The organism is Streptomyces sp. NPDC104313 (assembly GCF_055583985.1).
This window is the reverse complement of the sequence record NZ_JBVJMW010000002.1, coordinates 92,280-112,949: the sequence shown is the minus strand read 5'-3', so window position 1 is coordinate 112,949 and position 20,670 is coordinate 92,280. Positions and strand designations below refer to the sequence as shown.

Genomic DNA, 20,670 nt, shown 5'->3' with positions numbered 1-20,670 from the left:
CGGATGAAGGGTCAGACCGTCATGCCAGAAACCAGCCGCAGAGGGCTGCTGTTCGGAACCGCCGCCGTCTCCGCGGGCGCGCTCCTCACCGCCTGTACCAGCAACGAGCCCAAGAAGACCGAGCCCGCCGGCAACAGCGCCCCCGCCGACGACAAGCCGGGCAAGGCCATCACCATCGGCTTCGCCGGACCGCAGGCCGACCACGGCTGGCTCAACGCGATCAACGTGAACGCCAAGTCCCGGGCCCAGACGTACTCCGACGTCACGCTGGAGATCACCGAGGGCTCCAACGACACCGCCGCCCAGATCGGGCAGGTCAAGACCCTCATCAACAAGAAGGTCGACGTCCTCGTCGTCCTCCCCGCCGACGGCAAGGCCCTCACCCAGGTCGGCCTGGAGGCCATGAAGGCGGGCATCCCCGTCGTCAACCTGGACCGCATCTTCGCCTCCCCACAGGCGTACCGCTGCTGGGTCGGCGGCGACAACTACGGCATGGGTCTCAACGCCGGGCACTACATCGGCGAGCAGCTGAAGGGCAAGCCGAACGCCAAGGTCGTCGAGCTCGCCGGGATCGACAACCTGGAGCTGACCAAGCAGCGCAGCCAGGGCTTCGCCGACGCCCTGAAGAACTACTCCAACATCAAGCTGGTGGCCCGCCAGGCGGCCGACTTCACCGTCGAGTCCGGCCAGGCCAAGATGGCGCAACTCCTCCAGGCGCAGAAGCAGTTCGACGCCCTGTGGAACCACGACGACGACCAGGGCGTCGGCGCGCTCCGCGCCATCCAGCAGGCGGGCCGCGACGAGTTCATCATGGTCGGCGGCGCCGGCGCCAAGTCCGCGATGGACGCCATCAAGGCCGATGACTCGGTGATCAAGGCCACCGTCCTCTACCCGCCGACGATGGCCGCGTCCGCGATCGACCTGGCGCGGGCACTGGGCCAGAGCAAGGGGGTCAGCGGCCTCTCCGAGATGGAGATCCCGACCTCCCTGACCCTGTACTCCGCGGTCGTGACGAAGGACAACATCGACCAGTACCTGCCGACGGGCTTCAACTGACCGGGACTCCGGGGGGTGCGCAGAGCGCATCCCCCGGCCCGTTACCGCACATCGATGAGGAGGAAGTCCGCATGGCCCGTAGTCAAGAGACGGAAACGCAGGCCCCAGCACCTTCGCCGCGGGAGGCGCCGGCGACGCTCGGGGTCGGCATGGTCGGATACGCGTTCATGGGCGCCGCCCACTCGCAGGGCTGGCGCACCGCGGGACACGTCTTCGACCTGCCACTGCGGCCCGTTCTCGCCGCGATCTGCGGACGCGACCGTGCGGCGGTCGACACCGCCGCGGCCCGGCACGGCTGGGCGGCCGCGGAGACCGACTGGCGGGCACTGATCGCCCGGGACGATGTCCAGCTGATCGACATCTGTACCCCCGGCGACAGCCACGCGGAGATCGCCATCGCCGCCCTGGAGGCGGGCAAGCACGTCCTGTGCGAGAAGCCGCTCGCCAACACCGTCGCAGAGGCGGAGGCGATGGTCCGCGCCGCCGAAGCGGCCGCCTCCCGCGGACAGGTGGCTATCGTGGGTTTCAACTACCGAAAGGTGCCCGCGATCTCCTACGCCCGGCAGCTCATCGCGGAGGGCCGGCTCGGCCCCCTGCGCCATGTGCGCGCCACCTACCTCCAGGACTGGCTGGTGGATCCGGCCTCCCCGCTCACCTGGCGGCTCAAGCGCGAGCACGCCGGGTCCGGCGCGCTCGGGGACCTCGGCGCTCACATCGTCGACCTCGCCCAGTACCTGACGGGCGAGCGGCTCACCGGCGTCTCCGCCGTGGCCGAGACCTTCGTACGCGAGAGGCCGCTGCTCGCCGGTGCGTCGGCCGGGCTCTCCGGCGGCGCGGACACGGTGGAGCGGGGCGAGGTGACCGTCGACGACGCGGCGATCTTCACCGGCCGTCTCGCCTCCGGGGCACTGGCCTCCTTCGAGGCGACCCGGATGGCCGCCGGGCGCAAGAACGCCCTGCGCCTGGAGATCAACGGGGAGCTGGGCTCGCTCGCGTTCGACCTGGAGCGGCTCAACGAGCTGTCCTTCCACGATCACACCGAGCCCGCCGCCACCGCGGGCTTCCGCCGCATCCTCGTCACCGAACCCGAGCACCCCTACCTGGAGGCCTGGTGGCCCCCGGGCCACGGCCTCGGCTACGAGCACACCTTCGTCCACCAGGCCCGGGACGTGGTTCACACGATCGCCGAAGGCACCGCGCCCCGGCCCTCGTTCGCGGACGGTCTCCAGGTGCAACGGGTGCTCGCCGCCGTGGAGGAGAGCGCCGCCAAGAACTCCGTCCACACCCCGGTCCCGTCCCCGGTGCCGTCCTCGTCCCTGTCCTCGTCCCCGTCCTAGGAGGTAGCCGCCCATGCCCCGCCCCTTCACCCTGTTCACCGGCCAGTGGGCCGACCTCCCGCTGGAGGAGGTCTGCAAACACGCCCGGGACTTCGGCTACGACGGTCTCGAGCTGGCCTGCTGGGGAGACCACTTCGAGGTCGACAGAGCGCTGGCCGACCCCGGATACCTGGATACCAGGCACCAGCTGCTCGACAAGTACGGGCTGAAGTGCTTCGCGATCTCCAACCACCTGGTGGGCCAGGCCGTCTGCGACCACCCGATCGACGAACGCCACCAGGGCATCCTGCCCGCCCGCATCTGGGGGGACGGCGAGCCCGAAGGCGTACGGCAGCGGGCCGCCGCCGAGATCGCGGACACCGCCCGGGCCGCCGCCGCCTTCGGGGTGGACACGGTCATCGGGTTCACCGGCTCCTCGATCTGGCACCTCGTCGCGATGTTCCCGCCCGTCCCGCCGCACATGATCGAGCGGGGCTACGAGGACTTCGCCCAGCGCTGGAACCCGATCCTGGACGTCTTCGACGCCGAGGGGGTGCGCTTCGCCCACGAGGTGCACCCGAGCGAGATCGCGTACGACTACTGGACCACCCAACGCGCGCTGGAAGCGGTGGACCACCGGCCCGCGTTCGGGCTGAACTTCGACCCGAGCCACTTCGTCTGGCAGGACCTCGACCCGGTCGGCTTCCTCTACGACTTCCGCGACCGGATCTACCACGTGGACTGCAAGGAGGCCCGCAAGCGCCTCGACGGCCGCAACGGCCGCCTCGGCTCGCATCTGCCCTGGGGTGACCCCCGGCGCGGCTGGGACTTCGTCTCCGCAGGTCACGGTGATGTGCCCTGGGAGGACGTCTTCCGGATGCTCCGGTCCATCGGCTACGAGGGTCCGGTCTCCGTGGAGTGGGAGGACGCCGGCATGGACCGGCTGACCGGCGCCCCGGAAGCGCTCGCCAGCCTCAAACGGTTCGACTTCGACCCGCCGTCGGCCTCCTTCGACGCGGCCTTCGGCAGCGGCGAGTAGCGCGGACGATCAAGCCCCGGGGCATGAGCCGTACGACAGGTCCTCCCCCGGGGCTGCCTCGGGCTGCCCAAAAGCTCCTTTGTCCTGGCGGAAGCAGAAGTTCGGCATACCTGTTGCACAAGGGCTTTCCGTCGAGGACGAACAGGTCTACCGTCCACCACGTGTACACGACATGACTCGCGTCACCGGAGTCGCTCCCGTCTCCGGTGACGCACGCGCGGCAGTCCCCGCGCGGCACGGCAGCCACACCCGCCCGTACAACCGGCACTCTCCGGAGGACCTACGTGCACAGAACCAGAAAGCGGCTCCTGGCCCGGACCCGCGTCCGTAAATCGCTCGCGCTGTTCACCGGCGGCCTTCTCGCCGCCGCGACCCTGACCCTCGGCTCCGCGCCCGGGGCCACCGCCCACCCGGGTCACCCCGGGCACGAGGAACCCGTGGCCGAGGACTTCCAGCAGGTCACCCTCGCCAAGGGCGCAGCGGAGACCGGCGAGCCCATGTCGCTCGCCGTCCTCCCCGACCGCAGAGTGCTGCACACCTCGCGCGGCGGCGAACTGCGGATCACCGACAGTGCGGGCAACACCCGGATCTCCGGCACCCTCCCCGTGTACACGCACGACGAGGAAGGCCTCCAAGGCGTCGGCGTCGACCCCGGTTTCGCCGAGAACCGGGCCATCTACCTCTTCTACGCACCCCCGTTGGACACCCCTGCGGGCGACGCCCCCGAGACCGGGACCGCCGCCGACTTCGCGAAGTTCGAGGGCGTCAACCGGCTCTCCCGCTTCGTCCTCAACGAGGACGGCACCCTCGACAACGCCAGCGAGAAGAAGGTCCTGGACGTCGCGGCCTCGCGCGGCACGTGCTGTCACGTCGGCGGTGACATCGACTTCGACGCCGAGGGCAACCTCTACCTCTCCACCGGCGACGACACCAACCCCTTCGCCTCCGACGGCTTCACCCCGATCGACGAACGCCCCGGCCGCAACCCGGCGTTCGACGCCCGCCGCACCTCGGGCAACACCAACGACCTGCGCGGCAAGATCCTGCGCGTCAAGGTCGCCGAGGACGGCTCGTACACCGTCCCGGAGGGGAACCTCTTCGCACCCGGGACGGACAAGACGCGCCCCGAGATCTACGCGATGGGCTTCCGTAACCCCTTCCGCTTCTCCGTCGACCAGGCCACCGGCACCGTGTACGTCGGCGACTACGGTCCCGACGCGGGCGCGGCCGACCCCAAGCGCGGGCCGTCCGGCAAGGTCGAGTTCGCCCGGGTGACGAAGGCCGCCAACTTCGGCTGGCCCTTCTGCGTCGGCGACAACGAGCCCTACGTCGACTACGACTTCGCCACCAAGGCCTCCGGCGCGGCCTTCGACTGCGCCGCCCCGAAGAACGAGTCCCCGCACAACACCGGGCTCGTCGACCTGCCGCCGGCCGAGGCAGCGTGGATCCCCTACGACGGCGGCTCGGTGCCCGAGTTCGGCACCGGATCCGAGTCCCCGATGGGCGGACCCGTCTACCGGTACGACGCGGCCCTGGACTCCCCGGTGAAGTTCCCCGAGGCCTACGACGGCGACTTCTTCGCCGGCGAGTTCGGCCGCAAGTGGATCAAGCGCATCGAGCAGGACGCCGGCGGCGCTGTCCAGTCCATCAACGACGTGCCGTGGTCCGGCACACAGATCATGGACATGGCCTTCGGCCCGGACGGTGCGCTGTACGTCCTCGACTACGGCCTCGCCTGGTTCGGCGGCGACGAGAACTCCGCGCTCTACCGCATCGAGAACGCCACCGGAGGCCGCTCGCCCATCGCCGAGGCCTCGGCGAACAAGACCTCCGGCACCGCACCCCTGAAGGTGAAGTTCTCCTCGGCCGGCACGGCCGACGGCGACGGCGACCCGCTCACCTACGCCTGGGACTTCGGGGACGGCGGCACCTCCACCGCCGCCAACCCGACGTACACGTACAAGAAGAACGGCACCTACACCGCCACCCTCACCGCCGAGGACCCGGCCGGCCGCACCGGCTCCGCCAGCGTCCACGTGACCGTCGGCAACACCGCTCCGACCGTGGAACTGCTGCTCCCCAAGGACGGGCAGCTCTTCGAGTTCGGTGACGCCGTGCCGTTCAAGGTGAACGTCAGCGACCCGGAGGACGGGACCATCGACTGCACCAAGGTCGAGGTCAAGTTCACCCTGGGCCACGACAGCCACGGCCACGACATCACCACCGAGCACGGCTGCGAGGGCACCATCAAGACCGCCATGGAAGGCGGCCACGACCCCAACGCCAACATCTACGGCGGCATTTCGGCGTCCTACACCGACAACGGCGGTGGTGGCCAGGCCAGACTGACCGGCAAGGACGCCTCCCGGCTCCAGCCCAAGCACCGCCAGGCCGAGCACTTCGACGACTCCTCCGGCGTCGCCGCCTTCGACAAGGCGAGTGCGCACGGCGGCAAGACCGTCGGCGACATCCACAACGACGACTGGATCTCGTTCGACACCTACGTCCTCGGCAACACCACCAAGCTGACCGCCCGCGTCTCCTCGGCCGGATCCGGCGGTTTCCTGGAAGTGCGCACCGGATCGCCCACCGGCAAGATCCTCGGCTCCGGACCCGTCCCGGTGACCGGCGGCTGGGACACCTTCCAGGACATCGACATCCCGCTGCGCGGTGCGCCCAAGAAGCAGACGGAACTCTTCCTGGTCTTCAAGGGAGGCGACGGAGCGCTCTACGACGTCGACGACTTCGAACTGTCCAACACCCCCGTTGACAAGACCGCCAAGCGCGTCCTGGTCTTCTCCAAGACCGCGGGCTTCCGCCACGACTCGATCCCCACGGGCATCGCGACATTGAAGGAGATCGGCAAGGACACCAACATCACGGTCGACTCCACGGAGTCCGCCGCCCAGTTCACCACCAGCAACCTGGCCCGCTACGACGCCGTCGCTTTCCTCTCCACCACCGGTGACGTGCTCAACGCCGAGCAGCAGAAGGCGTTCGAGAACTACGTCGCCACCGGCGGCGGTTACGTCGGCATCCACGCCGCCGCCGACACCGAGTACGACTGGGAGTTCTACGGCGGCCTCGTCGGCGCCTACTTCGACTCCCACCCGCAGATCCAGCCCGCCACCATCCGCGTCGAGGACCACGACCACCCCGCCACCGCCCATCTCGACGACGAGTGGCAGCGCACCGACGAGTGGTACAACTACGGCACCAACCCCCGGGACAAGGCCAAGGTCCTCGCCACACTCGACGAGACCACCTACACCGGCGGGAACATGAAGGGCGATCACCCGATCTCCTGGTGCCAGACCTACGAGGGCGGCCGCTCCTTCTACACCGGCCTCGGCCACACCAAGGAGTCCTACGCCGAGCCGGCCTTCCGCAGCCACGTACTGGGCGGTCTGCGCTACGCCACCGGCCAGGTCAAGGCCGACTGCAAGCCCGACACCGACTACCGGCCCATCTTCAACGGCAAGACACTGGAAGGCTGGAAGCAGGCGGGCCCGGGGAAGTTCTCCGTCAGCGACGGCGCCCTGCACTCCGAGGGCGGCATGGGCCTGCTCACCTACCAGGCCAAGGAGCTGAAGTCGTACTCGCTGAAGCTCGACTGGAAGATGTCCGGCGACGACAACTCCGGTGTATTCGTGGGATTCCCGGAGTCCGACGACCCGTGGTCGGCGGTCAACAACGGGTACGAGATCCAGATCGACGCCACCGACGCGGCCGACCGCACCACCGGCGCCGTCTACACCTTCAAATCCGCCAACATCAAGGCCCGCGACCGCGTCCTGCGGCCGCCGGGACAGTGGAACAGCTACGAGATCAGGATCCAGGGCGAACGTCTGCAGATCTTCCTCAACGGAGCGAAGATCAACGACTTCACCAACACCGACCCGGCCCGCAGTCTGAAGGACGGCTACATCGGCCTCCAGAACCACGGAGCCGATGACCAGGTGTCCTTCCGCAACATCCAACTGAAGGAGCTGCCCTCGAAGTAGGGCGGCAGCCTCTGCCGACGACGGGCGGGGGAAGCACACACACCTTCCCCCGCCCGTCGTCCACCACCCCGACATCCCCCAGGGAGGCAGCCCGTGACCACACGCGCCGATCGTGAAGGCCGAACCGACGCCCCAGGCCGCATCGACGCCCCGAGTACCTCGCAGGCCACCGGCCTCGCGGGAGCCGGTGGCCGCACCGGCGTCTGGTTCATCGGAGCACGCGGCTCCGTGGCGACCACCGCCACCGCGGGCTGCGCCGCCATCGCCGCGGGCCTGCACCCGCCGACCGGCATGGTCACCGAGACGCCCCCCTTCGCCGACAGCGGCCTGCCCGCCCTGACCAGCCTGGTCTTCGGCGGCCACGACACCCTCGACTGCCCGCTGGGCAAGCGGGCCGAGGCGCTGGCCGACGGCGGCGTACTCCCGCACGGACTGCCCTCAGCCGTACGCGCCGAACTCGACGCCGCCGACGCGGAGATCCGCCCCGGCGGACCGCTCCCCGGAGACACCCGCACCGACCAGGAGCTCATCGCGGCGTTCGCCGCCGACCTCACCGACTTCGCCCGCCGCCACGACCTGGCCCGCACCGTCGTCGTGAACGTCGCCTCCACCGAACCCGCGCCGGCACCCGAGGCCCCCCGGCTGCCCGCCAGCTCGCTCTACGCGGCCGCCGCGCTGCGGGCCGGCTGCTCCTACGCCAACTTCACCCCGTCCACCGGCCTGCGCAGCCCCGCGCTCACCGACACCGTCGCCTCCAGCGGACTTCCCCACGCCGGACGCGACGGCAAGACCGGCCAGACGCTGCTCCGTTCCGTGCTCGCCCCGATGTTCCTCCAGCGGGCCCTCGCCGTTCGGGCGTGGTCCGGGTCGAACCTGCTGGGCGGCGGCGACGGAGCGGCGCTGGCCGATCCGGCGGCCGCGGCCGCCAAGAACGCCGGCAAGGAACGGGTCCTCGCCGACACCTTCGGCACCGCCCCCGAGGGCGAGGTGCACATCGACGACGTGCCCGCGATGGGGGACTGGAAGACCGCCTGGGACCACATCGCCTTCGACGGTTTCCTCGGCTCCCGCATGATCCTCCAGACCATCTGGCAGGGCTGTGACTCGGCCCTCGCGGCCCCACTGGTCCTGGACCTGGCACGGCTGCTCGCGCGCGCCCACGAGGCCGGGATCAGTGGGCCCCTGCCCGAGCTGGGCTTCTACTTCAAGGACCCGGACGGCGGCACCTCGGCGGCACTCGCCGAGCAGTACGCCACGTTGCTCACCTTCGCCGAGCGGCTGCGGGCCCAGGCGTGAGGTGGCGACGGAACGCCCTCCCGGCCGCTCTCGCCTCTGCCCTGTCGGTGCTCCCGGCCGGGCGGCACAGCGGTGTACACGGCGTGGGAACGACCGCCGTGACCGATGATCGTCTGTCCGGTGCTGGTGGGACTGCGCCCGCACCGGACAGGCCCGAGTCCTCCCCCACGGGCCGGAACGGGGAACGGGGTGCGGACGCCGGCCCGGGCAGGCCCGACCGGACTCCCGACCGGGACTCGCCCCGGGAGCGCCTGCGGGCCTGGGCGGAACTGCTGCGGGTCTCCGCCCTGTTCTCCGTGCCCGGGGACGCCCTGGCGGGGGCGGCGGCGGTGGGCCGCAGGCCCGGCCGGGGCACCGCCCTGGCGGTGGGCGCGTCCTTGTGTCTGTACGAGGCCGGGATGGCCCTCAACGACTGGGCCGACCGTGACGAGGACGCCGTGGACCGGCCGCACCGCCCGATTCCCTCGGGTCGCATCAGCCCCGCGGCGGCCCTGGGCGCGGCCGGGGTACTGACCGCGGCGGGCCTCGCCCTGGCGGCCCGGGCCGGCCGCCCCGCGCTGACCGTCGCCACGGGCCTGGCCGCCACGGTCTGGGCCTACGACCTGCACCTGAAGCACACGAAGGCGGGCCCCGCGGCCATGGCGGCGGCCCGCTCGCTGGACCTGTTGCTGGGCGCGACAGCTACGGCGACGGCCCCGTCACCGGTGACGGGGTCCGGCATGCCGGGTGGGGGAGGCCGACCCGACAACGTTGGCGCAGCGGCGGCCGCGGCAGGCTCGCGCGGCGGGCTGACCGCGTCTCTGCCCGCCCTGCCCGCTGCCCTGGTGCTCGGGGCCCACACCTACGGCGTCACCGCCGTATCGCGCCACGAGGCGCAGGGCGGTTCCACCGGCACCCCGCTCGCGGTGCTCGCCACGACGACGGCACTCGCGGCAGGGGTACTGGGGCGGTCCTGGGAACAGGCCCCGGACCGCCCCGGTGCGACCACGGCCCACGGCGGGGCAGGGCCGCGGGACGCGAGCCCTACCGGGTGGGCCGGCGTCGGCGCCGGAGCGACCCCGCAGCCCGTGCTCGCCCTCGGCCGGGGTCTCCCGGGGTGGGCCACCGACCCCACCCGCCTCCTGGTGATCATGCTCACCGGCGCCTACCTCCGTACCGCCGGGCCACCCCTCCTGCACGCCGCACTCAACCCGTCCCCGCCCCTGACCCAGCGGGCGGTCGGCGGGGGCATCCGGGCCATGATCCCGCTCCAGGCCGCGCTCGCCGCCCGTGCCGGGGCGCCCGTCACCGCTCTCGCCGTCATGGGGCTCGTTCCCCTCGCCCGCGGCCTCTCCCGGAAGGTGAGCCTCACATGACCCTCCACCTCGGATACGGCACCAACGGGCTCACCGATCTGCGCCTCGACGACGCCCTCGGTCTGCTCGCCGACCTCGGCTACGAGGGCGTCGGCCTGACCCTCGACCACATGCACCTGGACCCCATGGCCCCGGACCTCGCCGAACGCACCCGCCAGGTCCGGCGCCGGCTCACCTCCCTCGGACTCCGGGTCACCGTGGAGACCGGCGCCCGCTATGTCCTCGACCCGCGCCGCAAGCACGGCCCCTCCCTCCTCGACCCGGACCCCGACGCCCGGGCGGCCCGCACCGCGCTGCTGGTCCGTGCCGTCGACGTCGCCGCCGAACTCGGCGCGCACGCCGTCCACTGCTTCAGCGGCATCACCCCGCCCGGCGCCTCGGCGGACACCGCGTGGAAACGGCTCACCGAAGCGATCACCCCCGTACTCGAAGCCGCCGACCGGTCCGGTATACCTCTCGCCATCGAACCCGAACCCGGTCACCTCCTCGCCACCCTCGCCGACTTCCACCACCTGCGCACCCTGCTCGGCGACCCGGGACCGCTCGGCCTCACCCTCGACATCGGCCACTGCCAGTGTCTGGAAGAGGCAACCCCCCTGGAGTGCGTCAAGGAGTCCGCCCCCTGGCTCCGGCACGTCCAGATCGAGGACATGCGGCGCGGCGTCCATGAACACCTCCCGTTCGGCGAAGGGGAGATCGACTTCCCGCCCGTGCTCGCCGCCCTCGCCGCCTCGGACTACCGGGGCCTCACCGTCGTCGAACTGCCCCGCCACTCCCACGCGGGCCCCGAACTGGCCCGCACATCGATCGACTTCCTGCACGACGCCATGACACGCGGCACAGCGACCCAGGGAACCGCCCCGTGCTGAAGTCCCGCAAGGAACTCGACGCCGAACTCGGCGGGGCCGCCCGGGCCTGGCTCGACGAGGCCCTCGCCGAGGCCGCCCACGACGCGGCTTCGCACGACGCCCCCGGCAGGCAGGCGCCCGGCCCGTACACCTCCCCGCCGTGGGAGCTGCGCTACGCCGCCGCCGGCCGGCACTGCGGACCGGAGCACGCCGACTCCGCGCGCTCCCTCCTGCTCGTCGAGGCCCACGCCTCGCTGCCCTCCGTCACCCGGCTCTACGAACAGGGCACCGCCGCCGAACGACGCGCCGTCCTGCTCACCCTGCACCGCCTCGACCTCGGCGACACGGCCCTCCCGCTCGTCGAGGACGCCCTGCGAGCCAACGACACCCGGCTGGTCGCCGCAGCGGTCGGCCCCTACGCCGCCGACCACCTGGACCCGCACGCCTGGCGACACGCCGTACTGAAGTGCCTGTTCACCGAGGTACCGGTCGCGGCCGTCGCCCAGCTCAGCGACCGGGCCCGGGGAGACACCGAACTCGCCCGCATGCTCGACAACTTCGCCGCCGAACGCACCGCCGCCGGCCGCACCGTCCCCGAAGACCTGCGCACGGTCCTCGCCCTCACCGCCCCTGCCGGAGAGGGCGCCCACCAGGCCCCGCCGGCCGCGGCTCCCGCAGCCCCCGCCCCCACGGAGGAGTCCTGATGCGCATCTTCGACCCCCACATCCACATGACCTCCCGCACCACCGACGACTACCGGGCGATGTACGACGCGGGCGTCCGCGCGCTCGTCGAACCCTCCTTCTGGCTCGGCCAGCCCCGCACCTCGCCCGCCAGCTTCTTCGACTACTTCGACGCACTCCTCGGCTGGGAGCCCTTCCGGGCCTCCCAGTACGGCATCGCCCACCACTGCACGCTCGCCCTCAATCCCAAGGAGGCGAACGACCCCCGCTGCACCCCCGTCCTGGACGCGCTGCCCCGCTATCTCGTGAAGGACGGGGTCGTCGCGGTGGGAGAGATCGGCTACGACTCGATGACCCCGGCCGAGGACCACGCACTGGCGGCCCAGCTCCAGCTCGCCGCAGACCACGGGCTGCCGGCCCTCGTCCACACCCCTCACCGTGACAAGCTCGCCGGTCTCCACCGCACCATCGACGTCATCCGCGAATCGAACCTCCCCCCGGAGCACGTTCTCCTCGATCACCTCAATGAGACAACGGTGAAGGCCGCCACCGACAGCGGCTGCTGGGCCGGATTCTCCATCTACCCGGACACCAAGATGGACGAGGACCGGATGGTCACCATCCTCCAGAACCACGGCACCGAGAAGATGATCGTCAACTCGGCCGCCGACTGGGGAAAGAGCGACCCCCTCAAGACCCGCAAGGTCGCCGACGCCATGCTGAAGGCCGGCTTCACCGAGGACGACGTCGACAAGGTCCTGTGGCGCAACCCCGTCGCCTTCTACGGCCTGAGCGGCCGACTCCAGCTGGACGTCCCGGCCCCCGGTCAGCCGCTCCACGAAGGCAACTCCATCCTGCGCGGCGGGGAGTGAGGCGGCCATGCGCTTCCGGCACCCGGACGGCTCGACGGTCCACCTCGCCTACTGCACCAACGTCCACCCCGCCGAAACCCTGGACGGCGTCCGCGCCCAGCTCCGCGACCACTGCGAACCCGTCCGCCGCCGGCTCGGCCGGGACCGGCTCGGCATCGGCCTCTGGCTCGCCCGGGACGCGGCCCGCACCCTGATCAACGACCCCGCCGAACTCCGCGCACTGCGTGCCGAACTCGACAGCCGCGGCCTCGAAGTGGTCACCCTCAACGGTTTCCCCTACGAAGGATTCGGCGCCGACGAGGTCAAGTACCGGGTCTACCGGCCGGACTGGACCGAACCCGAGCGCCTCGCCCACACCACCGACCTGGCCCGTCTCCTGGCCGCACTCCTCCCGGACGACGCCACCGAAGGCACCATCTCCACCCTGCCGCTCGCCTGGCGCACCCCCTACGACGGCGACCCCGAGGCGGCCCGCACCGCGCGCGCCGCCCTCACCACGCTCGCCCAGCGCCTCGACGCACTGGCCGAACTGACCGGCAAGTCCATCAGCGTCGGCCTCGAACCGGAACCGGGCTGCACGGTCGAGACCACCGCCGACGCCATCGCCCCGCTCACCGACGTGTCCCACGACCGGATCGGGATCTGCGTCGACACCTGCCACCTCGCCACCTCCTTCGAGGACCCCGGCACCGCACTCGACGCACTGGCCGCCGCCGGCATCCGCGTGGTCAAGTCCCAGCTCTCCGCCGCCCTGCACGCCGAGCACCCCCACCTGCCCGAGGTCCGCACCGCGCTCGCCGCGTTCGCCGAACCCCGCTTCCTGCACCAGACCCGCACCAGCACCGCCGCCGGACTGCGCGGCACCGACGACCTGGACGAAGCCGTCACCGGCCGGGCGCTCCCGGACAGCACGCCCTGGCGCGCCCACTTCCACGTACCGCTCCACGCACCCCCGGCGCCCCCGCTGGCCTCGACGCTGCCCGTGCTCCGCGACACGCTCGCCCGGCTCGTCGGCGGACCCGTGCCCCTGACCCGGCACCTGGAGGTGGAGACGTACACCTGGCAGGCGCTGCCCGCCGAACTGCGTCCCCGCACCCGCCCCCAGCTCGCCGACGGCATCGCCGCCGAACTCACCCTCGCCCGCGACCTCCTGGTCGACCTCGGCCTCAAGGAACTGCCATGACCGACGAAGCCGCCCCCGGCCCCACCCCCCTCCTGGTCCTCGACGTCGTCGGCCTCACCCCGCAACTCCTGGCTCATATGCCGAACCTCCGGGCCATGGGGGAGCAGGGCGCGAAGGCGCCGCTCTCGACCGTCCTGCCGGCCGTCACCTGCGCCGCCCAGTCGACCTTCCTCACCGGCACGATGCCCGCTGAGCACGGCATCGTCGCCAACGGCTGGTACTTCCGCGAGCTCGGCGACGTCCTGCTGTGGCGTCAGCACAACGGGCTCGTCGAGGGCGACAAGCTGTGGGACGCGGCCCGCCGCGCCCACCCCGGCTACAGCGTCGCCAACATCTGCTGGTGGTACGCCATGGGCGCCGACACCGACTGGACGATCACTCCACGCCCCGTCTACTACGCCGACGGCCGCAAGGAACCCGACTGCTACACCAGGCCCCCCGCCCTGCACGACGAACTCACCGACAAACTGGGCACGTTCCCCCTCTTCCACTTCTGGGGGCCCGGCGCCGACCTCTCCTCCTCCCAGTGGATCATCGACGCCACCCGGCACATCATCGCCACCCGCACCCCCGACCTCGCCCTCTGCTACCTGCCGCACCTCGACTACGACCTCCAGCGCTACGGCCCCGACGACCCCCGCTCCCACCGGGCCGCCGCCGACCTGGACCGGGCGATCGCCCCGCTGCTGGCCGACGCCCGCGCCGAGGGACGTACCGTCGTCGCGCTCTCCGAATACGGCATCACCCGCGTCGACCGCCCCGTTGACATCAACCGTGCCCTGCGCCGGGCGGGCCTGCTGGAGGTCCACACCCAGGACGGCATGGAATACCTGGACCCGATGACCTCCCGGGCCTTCGCCGTCGCCGACCACCAGCTCGCCCACATCTACGTACGCCGCCCCGAGGACCTGGAGGCGACCCGGGCGGCCCTCGCGGACCTGCCGGGCATCGAGCAACTCCTCGACGACGAGGGCAAGAAGGCGCATCACCTGGACCACCCCCGCTCCGGCGAACTGGTCGCCGTCGCGGAGAAGGACGCCTGGTTCACGTACTACTACTGGCTCGACGACGCCCGCGCCCCCGACTTCGCCCAGCTCGTCGAGATCCACCGCAAGCCCGGCTACGACCCCGTCGAGCTCTTCATGGACCCCCAGGACCCCTACGTCCGGGTCAAGGCGGTTACGGCGGTCGCCCGCAAGAAGCTCGGCATGCGCTACCGCATGGCGGTCGTCCCCCTGGACCCCTCACCTGTTCGCGGCAGCCACGGCCGCCTCCCCGAGAGCGACGACGAAGGTCCGCTCATCCTCTGCTCCACCCCCCACGCGTTCCCCGACCGGGTCAGGGCCACCGAAGTGAAGTCCCTGCTCCTCCAGCTTGCCGGGCTGCACTGACATTCCCCGTCAGGCGCCCGGCACCGCACCACTCACCCCGTCAGGTCACCAAGGGAGACACCCGCACATGAGCCGCACCCCCAAGGACACCGAACTCGCCCGCAGACTGAGCCGCCGCAACATCCTCGGTGTCGCCGCCGGAGCCACCGCCGCCACCATCATCGGCACGGCGAGCGCCCAGGCCGACAGCCGCGACCGAGGCCAGGGACACGGCAACGGGCATGACCACGGGCACGGGCACGGACACGGCAAGGGCAAGCCGGTCCTGCCCCCCGGCCGCCTCGGCATCCAGCTCTACAGCCTCCGCGACCAGGTCTCCACGCTCGGCTTCGGCCCCGTCTTCACCGAACTGGAGAAGTACGGGTACGACGAGATCGAGTTCGCGGGCTACACCCAGGGCTCGGCCGGCGCCATCACCCTGGCCCAGCTCAAGCGGCTGACCCGCGACCACGGCCTCAACCCGATCGGCAGCCACGTCGGCTACTACGACAACAACAACCCCGGCGCCTACACTTTCGCCCAGAACCTGGAGAAGGTCCTGGACGACGCCCAGGCCCTCGGCCTCAAGCACATCGGCACTGCCTCGGGCCCCTTCCGCTACGGTTCCACGGTCGACGGCTGGAAGCGGGCGGCCGAGGACTTCAACACGTACGGTGCGGCCGCCCGCAAGCGCGGTATGAAGTTCTACCAGCACAACCACGCCGAGGAGTTCTCCTTCGCGACCGACAAGCCGCGCGTACGCCTCTACGACGTGCTGCTCGAAGAGACCGACCCGGACCTCGTCTACCTGGAGATGGACATCTACTGGGCGTTCTGTGCCCAGTTCCGCTTCAGTAAGCGCGCGGACGGCAGCCCGGCCCCGCTCGACCCGCTGAAGTACGTCCTGAAGCACCCGGACCGCTACCCGCTGTTCCACGTCAAGGACGGCGTCCGTGACGACACGACGCGCGACGGCTACCGCATGTCGGACGTCGGCGACGGGGACATCGACTACAAGACGTTCCTGTCCAAGGTCACGGGCCGGACCCACCGGAGCCGCAGCTACCACCACTGGCAGACCGAGCACGACAACCCGGTCGAGTCGCTCGCTTTCGCCCGCAAGTCGAGCGAGCACCTGCACTCCCTGCGCGAGGGCCGCTGCGGCGACTGATGGGTCAAGCCCGGCCGGCCGGAGAATCTCCGGCCGGCCGGGCCGCAGCGCCCTCCCACGCCGCGGCCGGCCCCTACCCGATGCCCTGCCGGTCCGGCAGCAGGGCGAACTCCCGGTCGGCGGCCACCGCCACCGTGCGCTCCACGGTCTGGACGAGCAGCGCACGATGCCTGACCAGCGATTTCTTCCGGTCCTCGGGGACGAGCAGCAGCAGGTCGTCCAGTCCCGCCATGAGGCGGCGCGTCACCTGGGGACTGCCGGCGACACACCACCGGATCTCCTCGAAGGCGAGGTCGACCAGGTCGTCCCACTCCGGACCGTCCTGCACCAGGCGCACCCGCCCGGCCCGGTCCCGGTGGTGGACGGGGCCGAGCGGCAGGCGCGCCACGGCCGCGAGGAACTGCACGATCCGGTCCAGGCACTGCACGGCGGTGGTCGGATCGTTCACGGACGTCGACAGGGCCCGCAGCGCGATGTCCGCGAGCTGACGCAGTCCGAACGCCAGATCCTGGTGCAGGGTCCGCTCCACCGATACGGAGACCGCGTACCGCAACCGGTGCCGAGGCGGGACGGCCCCGCCATGGACCGCGAGCATCGGCGTCACCGGTACGACGAAGTCCCCGATGCGGGGAATGACCCGCAGCACGACGTCCGACCGCCGCGCGGCCCGGACCAGCCGCGTGGTGCTCACGTCCCGCAGCACCCCGGCCCGCCCCTCGTGCAGCACCCGCGCGGTCACCGGCCCCGGCTCGTCCTCGCCCCGAGGCCCCCTCGGCATCCGGCCCAGCATCCGGAAGGAGTCGCGCGCGATCCTGTCGACGACCGGCCCCACCTGCATCAGCCGCAGGGTCGCGCTCACGTAGACGACGAAGAGCAGCAGACTCAGCCCGAGCAGCACCAGGATGAGCAGGCTCTGCACCAACGGGACCGAGACCACCCGGCGCGGGTCGTTCTCGCTCTCGTACGAGGAGAGCACCAGCAGCGACAGGAGGAACGTCGCCAGGAACACCGTCAGCGTGAGCTTGCTGATCCGGCTCCTGACGAAGATCCGCACCACCCGGGGCGTCAGCTGTCCGCTGGCCATCTGCACCGCGACCAGCGAGATGCTGAACACGACCCCGATGAAGGTCATCATCGCCGAGCTGATCGTGGTGACGATCATCTTCGTGTCCTGGGAGAACGCGATCAGCCCGCCGAGCTCGTCGTACGCCTCCTCCCGCTGGAGCAGCGAGACGATCGCGTCGTCCAGCTCGGTGGAGATCCACCACAGCACGAACACGCAGACGAACCCCATGGTCGGTGCGAACCAGAACGTGTCGCGCAGGTGCTCGCGCAGAGGGGACAGCGGACGGGGCCGGCGGTATCCGCGATCACTCATGGACGAGAAGGTAGCCCCGGGACCTCCGCGGACCGGGGAGGCAGAGGTCCCACCGGCACGCCGCACCGCACTGACCACCGGATATGCGGGTGAAGGGCGCGCCGAACCCCTGGTATTGTTTTCCATGTCGCCGCGGGGAACACGCCGCGAACGACAGACACCTTGTCCGGGTGGCGGAATGGCAGACGCGCTAGCTTGAGGTGCTAGTGCCCTTTATCGGGCGTGGGGGTTCAAGTCCCCCCTCGGACACCAGGGTCAACCGAGCAAATGAAGCCGGTCAAAGTGACACTTTGTCGCTTTGACCGGCTTTGTTGTTGTGTTGAACGTGATCTGGCCCTCTGCGGGTTCGCAGAGGGCCAGCTGTGTTTGTGCTGTTCAGGCGGGGTGTGGGGGTGGGATGGATCAGGCTTCGGGGGTGCTGCCGGGGAGGTAGCCCTTGGGGGTCCAGTCGTGGGGGTTCTTGAGTGTGTGGCGGTTGGAGGGGCGACGGCGGGCGGGGAGGCCGCCTGTCTGCGGGGTGTCGAGCCAGCCGGCGAGTTTGCGGTGGTTGGTCACCAGGCTGATCGTCACCTGCTGATGTGCGCGGACCTCACTGCGCGGCCGTGGTGGACAAGGGGCGCGGTGTGATGTGAGGCAGGGCGTGTCGTCTTCCTCCGCTTTCCGCGGCGCTGATGCATGCAGGGAAGGCGGACCGGAGAGAACTGCGCCGCCGGGCGGTGCCGAGGGCCATCCTTTCGGGACAGCGGGCGCCGGCGGCTCTACGGGGTGACGATGGCGAAGTCGGGGTCGCCCGGGGTGAAGTAGCCCATGATCCGGGTGAGGGCGTTCAGGTCGCCGGCGACCTGAACGCCTTCGGTGTTGGGCAGCTCCTCGGGCGGCAGGACGCCCAGCAGGACGGAGCGCAGGTGCTGTTCGGGCAGGGAGATCTCCACATCGGGGGTGGAGGCGTTCGCGGCCGGGCCGGTGCCCGCGATGTGGGTCAGCACGCCGTTGTGGAGGCGCATGGTGACGGTGCCGGGGTGTTCGGGACCGGTGATCCGCCAGCGCACGGTCAGGTCCGTTTCCCAGCTGTCGGGTCCGTCGATCTGGATGGCCCAGGAGTCGAAGAGCTGCTCCAGGGTGAGGGAAGCGATCATGTCGACGGAGGTGGTGGCTGTCGGGGTGCCGATGGAGCCGTGGCGCAGTTCCAGGCTTCCGGTGAGGTAGAAGTCGCGCCAGGTGCCGTTCTCGCTGCCGTAGCCGAGCTGTTCGAGTGCGTCGGCCTGCAGGGTGCGGGCCCGGGTGTTGCCGGGGTCGGCGAAGACGACGTGGCCCACGACTTCGGCCACCCACCGGTAGTCGCCCTGTGCGAAGGACTCCTGGGCGCGCCGCAGGACGGCTGCCGCGCCGCCCATGTAGTCCACGTAGCGCTGGGCGGCCGGGACCGGGGGGTGCTGCCACAGGTGGGCGGGGTTGCCGTCGAACCAGCCCAGGTAGCGCTGGTAGACGGCTTTGGTGTTGTGGCTGACCGAGCCGTAGTAGCCGTGGGTGTGCCAGGCCCTTTCCAGCGCGGGAGGCATCCGCATCGCCTCGGCGATCTCCGGCGCTGTCAGGCCCTGGTTCATCAGGCGCAGTGTCTGGTCGTGCAGGTAGGAGTACATGTCGCGCTGCTCGGACAGGTAGGTGAGGACCTCCTGGCGGCCCCAGGTGGGCCAGTGGTGGGAGGCGAAGGCGACGTCGGTGTCCTCGGAGAACAGATCGACGGCTTCGGTGAGGTAGGCGGCCCACCCGTGGGGGTCGCGTACCTGCGCGCCGCGCAGGGTGAGCAGGTTGTGCAGGTTGTGGGTGGCGTTCTCGGCCATGCACAGGGCCCGGCGGTCCGGGAAGTGGATGTTCATTTCGGCGGGGGCCTCGGTGCCCGGAGTGATCTGGAAGACCATCCGGATGCCGTCGACGGTCTCTTCCTGGTGGGTTTCGGTGATGTCCACCGTGGGCGGGATGAGGCTGACGGTGCCGGTGGAGATGGTCTGGCCGAGTCCCGCGCCGATCTGGCCGCGCCCGCCCTTGGGCAGGGCTGCGCCGTACATGTAGGCGGCGCGGCGGTTCATCGCGGTGCCGGCGTAGACGTTCTCGCCGGCCGCGTGCTCCATGAAGCCCGCCGGCGCGTACACGGGGACGCCCGCGTCGACTTCTTCCTGGGAGAGGATGCCCTTGACGCCGCCGAAGTGGTCGGCGTGACTGTGGGTGTAGAGCATGCCGGTGATGGTCCGGTCGCCGCGGTGGGCGCGGTACAGCGCCAGTGCGGCCGCGGCGGTCTCGGTGGCCAGCAGTGGGTCGATGACCAGGATCCCGCTGGTGCCCTCGACGATCGTCATGTTGGACAGGTCGAAACCGCGGACCTGGTAGATGCCTTCGACGACTTCGAACAGGCCGTGTGTGGCCGCCAGTCGGCCCTGCCGCCACAGGCTGGGATTCGCGGTGTCGGGAGCTTCCTCCTCCTGGAGGAAGGTGTAGGCATCCAGGTCCCACACGGTGGCGCCGTCTCTCCCGGTGAGCACGGTCTCCTGCGCGGTGCCCAGGAAGCCGCGGGAGGCGTGGTCGAAGTCGCGGCGGTCATCGAAGGGGTAGGTGTCGCGCACGGCCTGGTTGGCGGCGGCGATCGTCGGCTGGGCCGGCTTGGCGTCCGAGTTCTCGGGCACAGCAGTTCTCCTTACCCGCGGGGATTTCGGAGTGTCGCGGTCCAGTCACCGTAGGCATCTGCCGACGCATGCGCATCAGCTCGTATCCCTCGATAGGGACGGCACCCGTACATGACCGGGTGTCACGGCCCCCGTCTCCGGCACGCCGAGCAGTCCCGCATTCCGGTGGTCCTCCTCGTGCTCCACGCCTTCCGCTCGCTGCCCGGTCTTCACGGGGTCCAGACGGGGCACCGCCGCCCAGCCACCGTGTGTCCGTTCGTACGCCCAGGTGAAACCTGGCGGCTCAACCAGGCGGTTCGCACGTGCCGCCCGGCTGAGCCGTGCTGCTTCGCCGCCCTCGGCGTGTTTCCACCTCGGGTGGTCGTGAGCTCGGCCGTGCGGCCGCCGGTCGAACCGGAACGGTGTCCGTAGACGTTTAGAG

Annotated in this window: 15 protein-coding genes and 1 tRNA gene; 13 read left to right on the top strand and 3 right to left on the bottom strand. The window is 70.9% G+C overall.

Going from position 1 to position 20,670, the window contains the following annotated elements; genetic code table 11:
• Positions 1 to 21 precede the first annotated feature (21 nt).
• The 12 genes from ACZ60Q_RS04465 to ACZ60Q_RS04410 all read left to right on the top strand — a co-directional run bounded on the left by ACZ60Q_RS04465 (position 22) and on the right by ACZ60Q_RS04410 (position 16,193).
• The gene (locus tag ACZ60Q_RS04465; RefSeq protein ID WP_469628263.1) at positions 22 to 1,056 is read left to right on the top strand and encodes a substrate-binding domain-containing protein; all 1,035 of its coding nucleotides are present in this window, start codon (positions 22 to 24) and stop codon (positions 1,054 to 1,056) included.
• A gap of 71 nt (positions 1,057 to 1,127) precedes the next feature.
• Positions 1,128 to 2,393 carry a Gfo/Idh/MocA family protein gene (locus tag ACZ60Q_RS04460; protein ID WP_469628260.1) on the top strand — a complete coding sequence of 422 codons (1,266 nt, stop codon included), beginning with the start codon at positions 1,128 to 1,130 and terminating at the stop codon, positions 2,391 to 2,393.
• A gap of 13 nt (positions 2,394 to 2,406) precedes the next feature.
• On the top strand, positions 2,407 to 3,411 hold the full coding sequence (locus tag ACZ60Q_RS04455) for a sugar phosphate isomerase/epimerase family protein (RefSeq protein ID WP_469628257.1): 1,005 nt from the start codon (positions 2,407 to 2,409) through the stop codon (positions 3,409 to 3,411).
• A gap of 284 nt (positions 3,412 to 3,695) precedes the next feature.
• Complete coding sequence (locus tag ACZ60Q_RS04450) at positions 3,696 to 7,415, top strand: ThuA domain-containing protein (protein WP_469628255.1); 3,720 nt, start codon at positions 3,696 to 3,698, stop codon at positions 7,413 to 7,415.
• A 93-nt stretch (positions 7,416 to 7,508) separates the two neighbouring features.
• Complete coding sequence (locus ACZ60Q_RS04445; protein ID WP_469628252.1) at positions 7,509 to 8,711, top strand: inositol-3-phosphate synthase; 1,203 nt, start codon at positions 7,509 to 7,511, stop codon at positions 8,709 to 8,711.
• Positions 8,708 to 10,066: an SCO3242 family prenyltransferase gene (locus ACZ60Q_RS04440; RefSeq protein ID WP_469628248.1), complete on the top strand. Its 1,359-nt coding sequence runs from the start codon at positions 8,708 to 8,710 to the stop codon at positions 10,064 to 10,066. Before ACZ60Q_RS04445 ends, ACZ60Q_RS04440 begins: the two co-directional genes overlap by 4 nt.
• On the top strand, positions 10,063 to 10,935 hold the full coding sequence (locus ACZ60Q_RS04435; protein ID WP_469628245.1) for a sugar phosphate isomerase/epimerase family protein: 873 nt from the start codon (positions 10,063 to 10,065) through the stop codon (positions 10,933 to 10,935). The genes ACZ60Q_RS04440 and ACZ60Q_RS04435 overlap by 4 nt, the downstream gene beginning before the upstream one ends.
• Entirely contained in the window at positions 10,929 to 11,618 is a 690-nt protein-coding gene (locus ACZ60Q_RS04430) for an EboA domain-containing protein (protein ID WP_469628242.1), read from the top strand. The genes ACZ60Q_RS04435 and ACZ60Q_RS04430 overlap by 7 nt, the downstream gene beginning before the upstream one ends.
• Complete coding sequence (locus tag ACZ60Q_RS04425; protein WP_469628239.1) at positions 11,618 to 12,469, top strand: TatD family hydrolase; 852 nt, start codon at positions 11,618 to 11,620, stop codon at positions 12,467 to 12,469. The genes ACZ60Q_RS04430 and ACZ60Q_RS04425 overlap by 1 nt, the downstream gene beginning before the upstream one ends.
• A gap of 7 nt (positions 12,470 to 12,476) precedes the next feature.
• A complete protein-coding gene (gene eboE, locus ACZ60Q_RS04420; RefSeq protein WP_469628235.1) occupies positions 12,477 to 13,652 on the top strand; it encodes a metabolite traffic protein EboE in 1,176 nt (391 codons plus the stop codon).
• Positions 13,649 to 15,043, top strand: a complete 1,395-nt coding sequence (locus tag ACZ60Q_RS04415) for an alkaline phosphatase family protein (protein WP_469628233.1) — start codon at positions 13,649 to 13,651, stop codon at positions 15,041 to 15,043. The genes eboE and ACZ60Q_RS04415 overlap by 4 nt, the downstream gene beginning before the upstream one ends.
• A 67-nt stretch (positions 15,044 to 15,110) precedes the next feature.
• Positions 15,111 to 16,193: a sugar phosphate isomerase/epimerase family protein gene (locus tag ACZ60Q_RS04410; protein ID WP_469628231.1), complete on the top strand. Its 1,083-nt coding sequence runs from the start codon at positions 15,111 to 15,113 to the stop codon at positions 16,191 to 16,193.
• 73 nt (positions 16,194 to 16,266) lie between these two features.
• On the opposite strand, the gene ACZ60Q_RS04405 is transcribed toward ACZ60Q_RS04410, so the two are convergent.
• Complete coding sequence (locus ACZ60Q_RS04405; RefSeq protein ID WP_469628229.1) at positions 16,267 to 17,571, bottom strand: DUF2254 domain-containing protein; 1,305 nt, start codon at positions 17,569 to 17,571, stop codon at positions 16,267 to 16,269.
• Positions 17,572 to 17,735: 164 nt separating this feature from the next.
• Between ACZ60Q_RS04405 and ACZ60Q_RS04400 the strand changes: the two genes are divergently transcribed.
• Positions 17,736 to 17,823: transfer RNA gene (locus ACZ60Q_RS04400), tRNA-Leu, on the top strand.
• 150 nt (positions 17,824 to 17,973) lie between these two features.
• Here ACZ60Q_RS04400 and ACZ60Q_RS04395 read toward each other — a convergent pair.
• On the bottom strand, positions 17,974 to 18,141 hold the full coding sequence (locus tag ACZ60Q_RS04395) for a hypothetical protein (protein ID WP_469628226.1): 168 nt from the start codon (positions 18,139 to 18,141) through the stop codon (positions 17,974 to 17,976).
• A gap of 188 nt (positions 18,142 to 18,329) precedes the next feature.
• On the bottom strand, positions 18,330 to 20,249 hold the full coding sequence (locus tag ACZ60Q_RS04390) for an alkyl/aryl-sulfatase (protein WP_469628223.1): 1,920 nt from the start codon (positions 20,247 to 20,249) through the stop codon (positions 18,330 to 18,332).
• Positions 20,250 to 20,670: the final 421 nt, after the last annotated feature.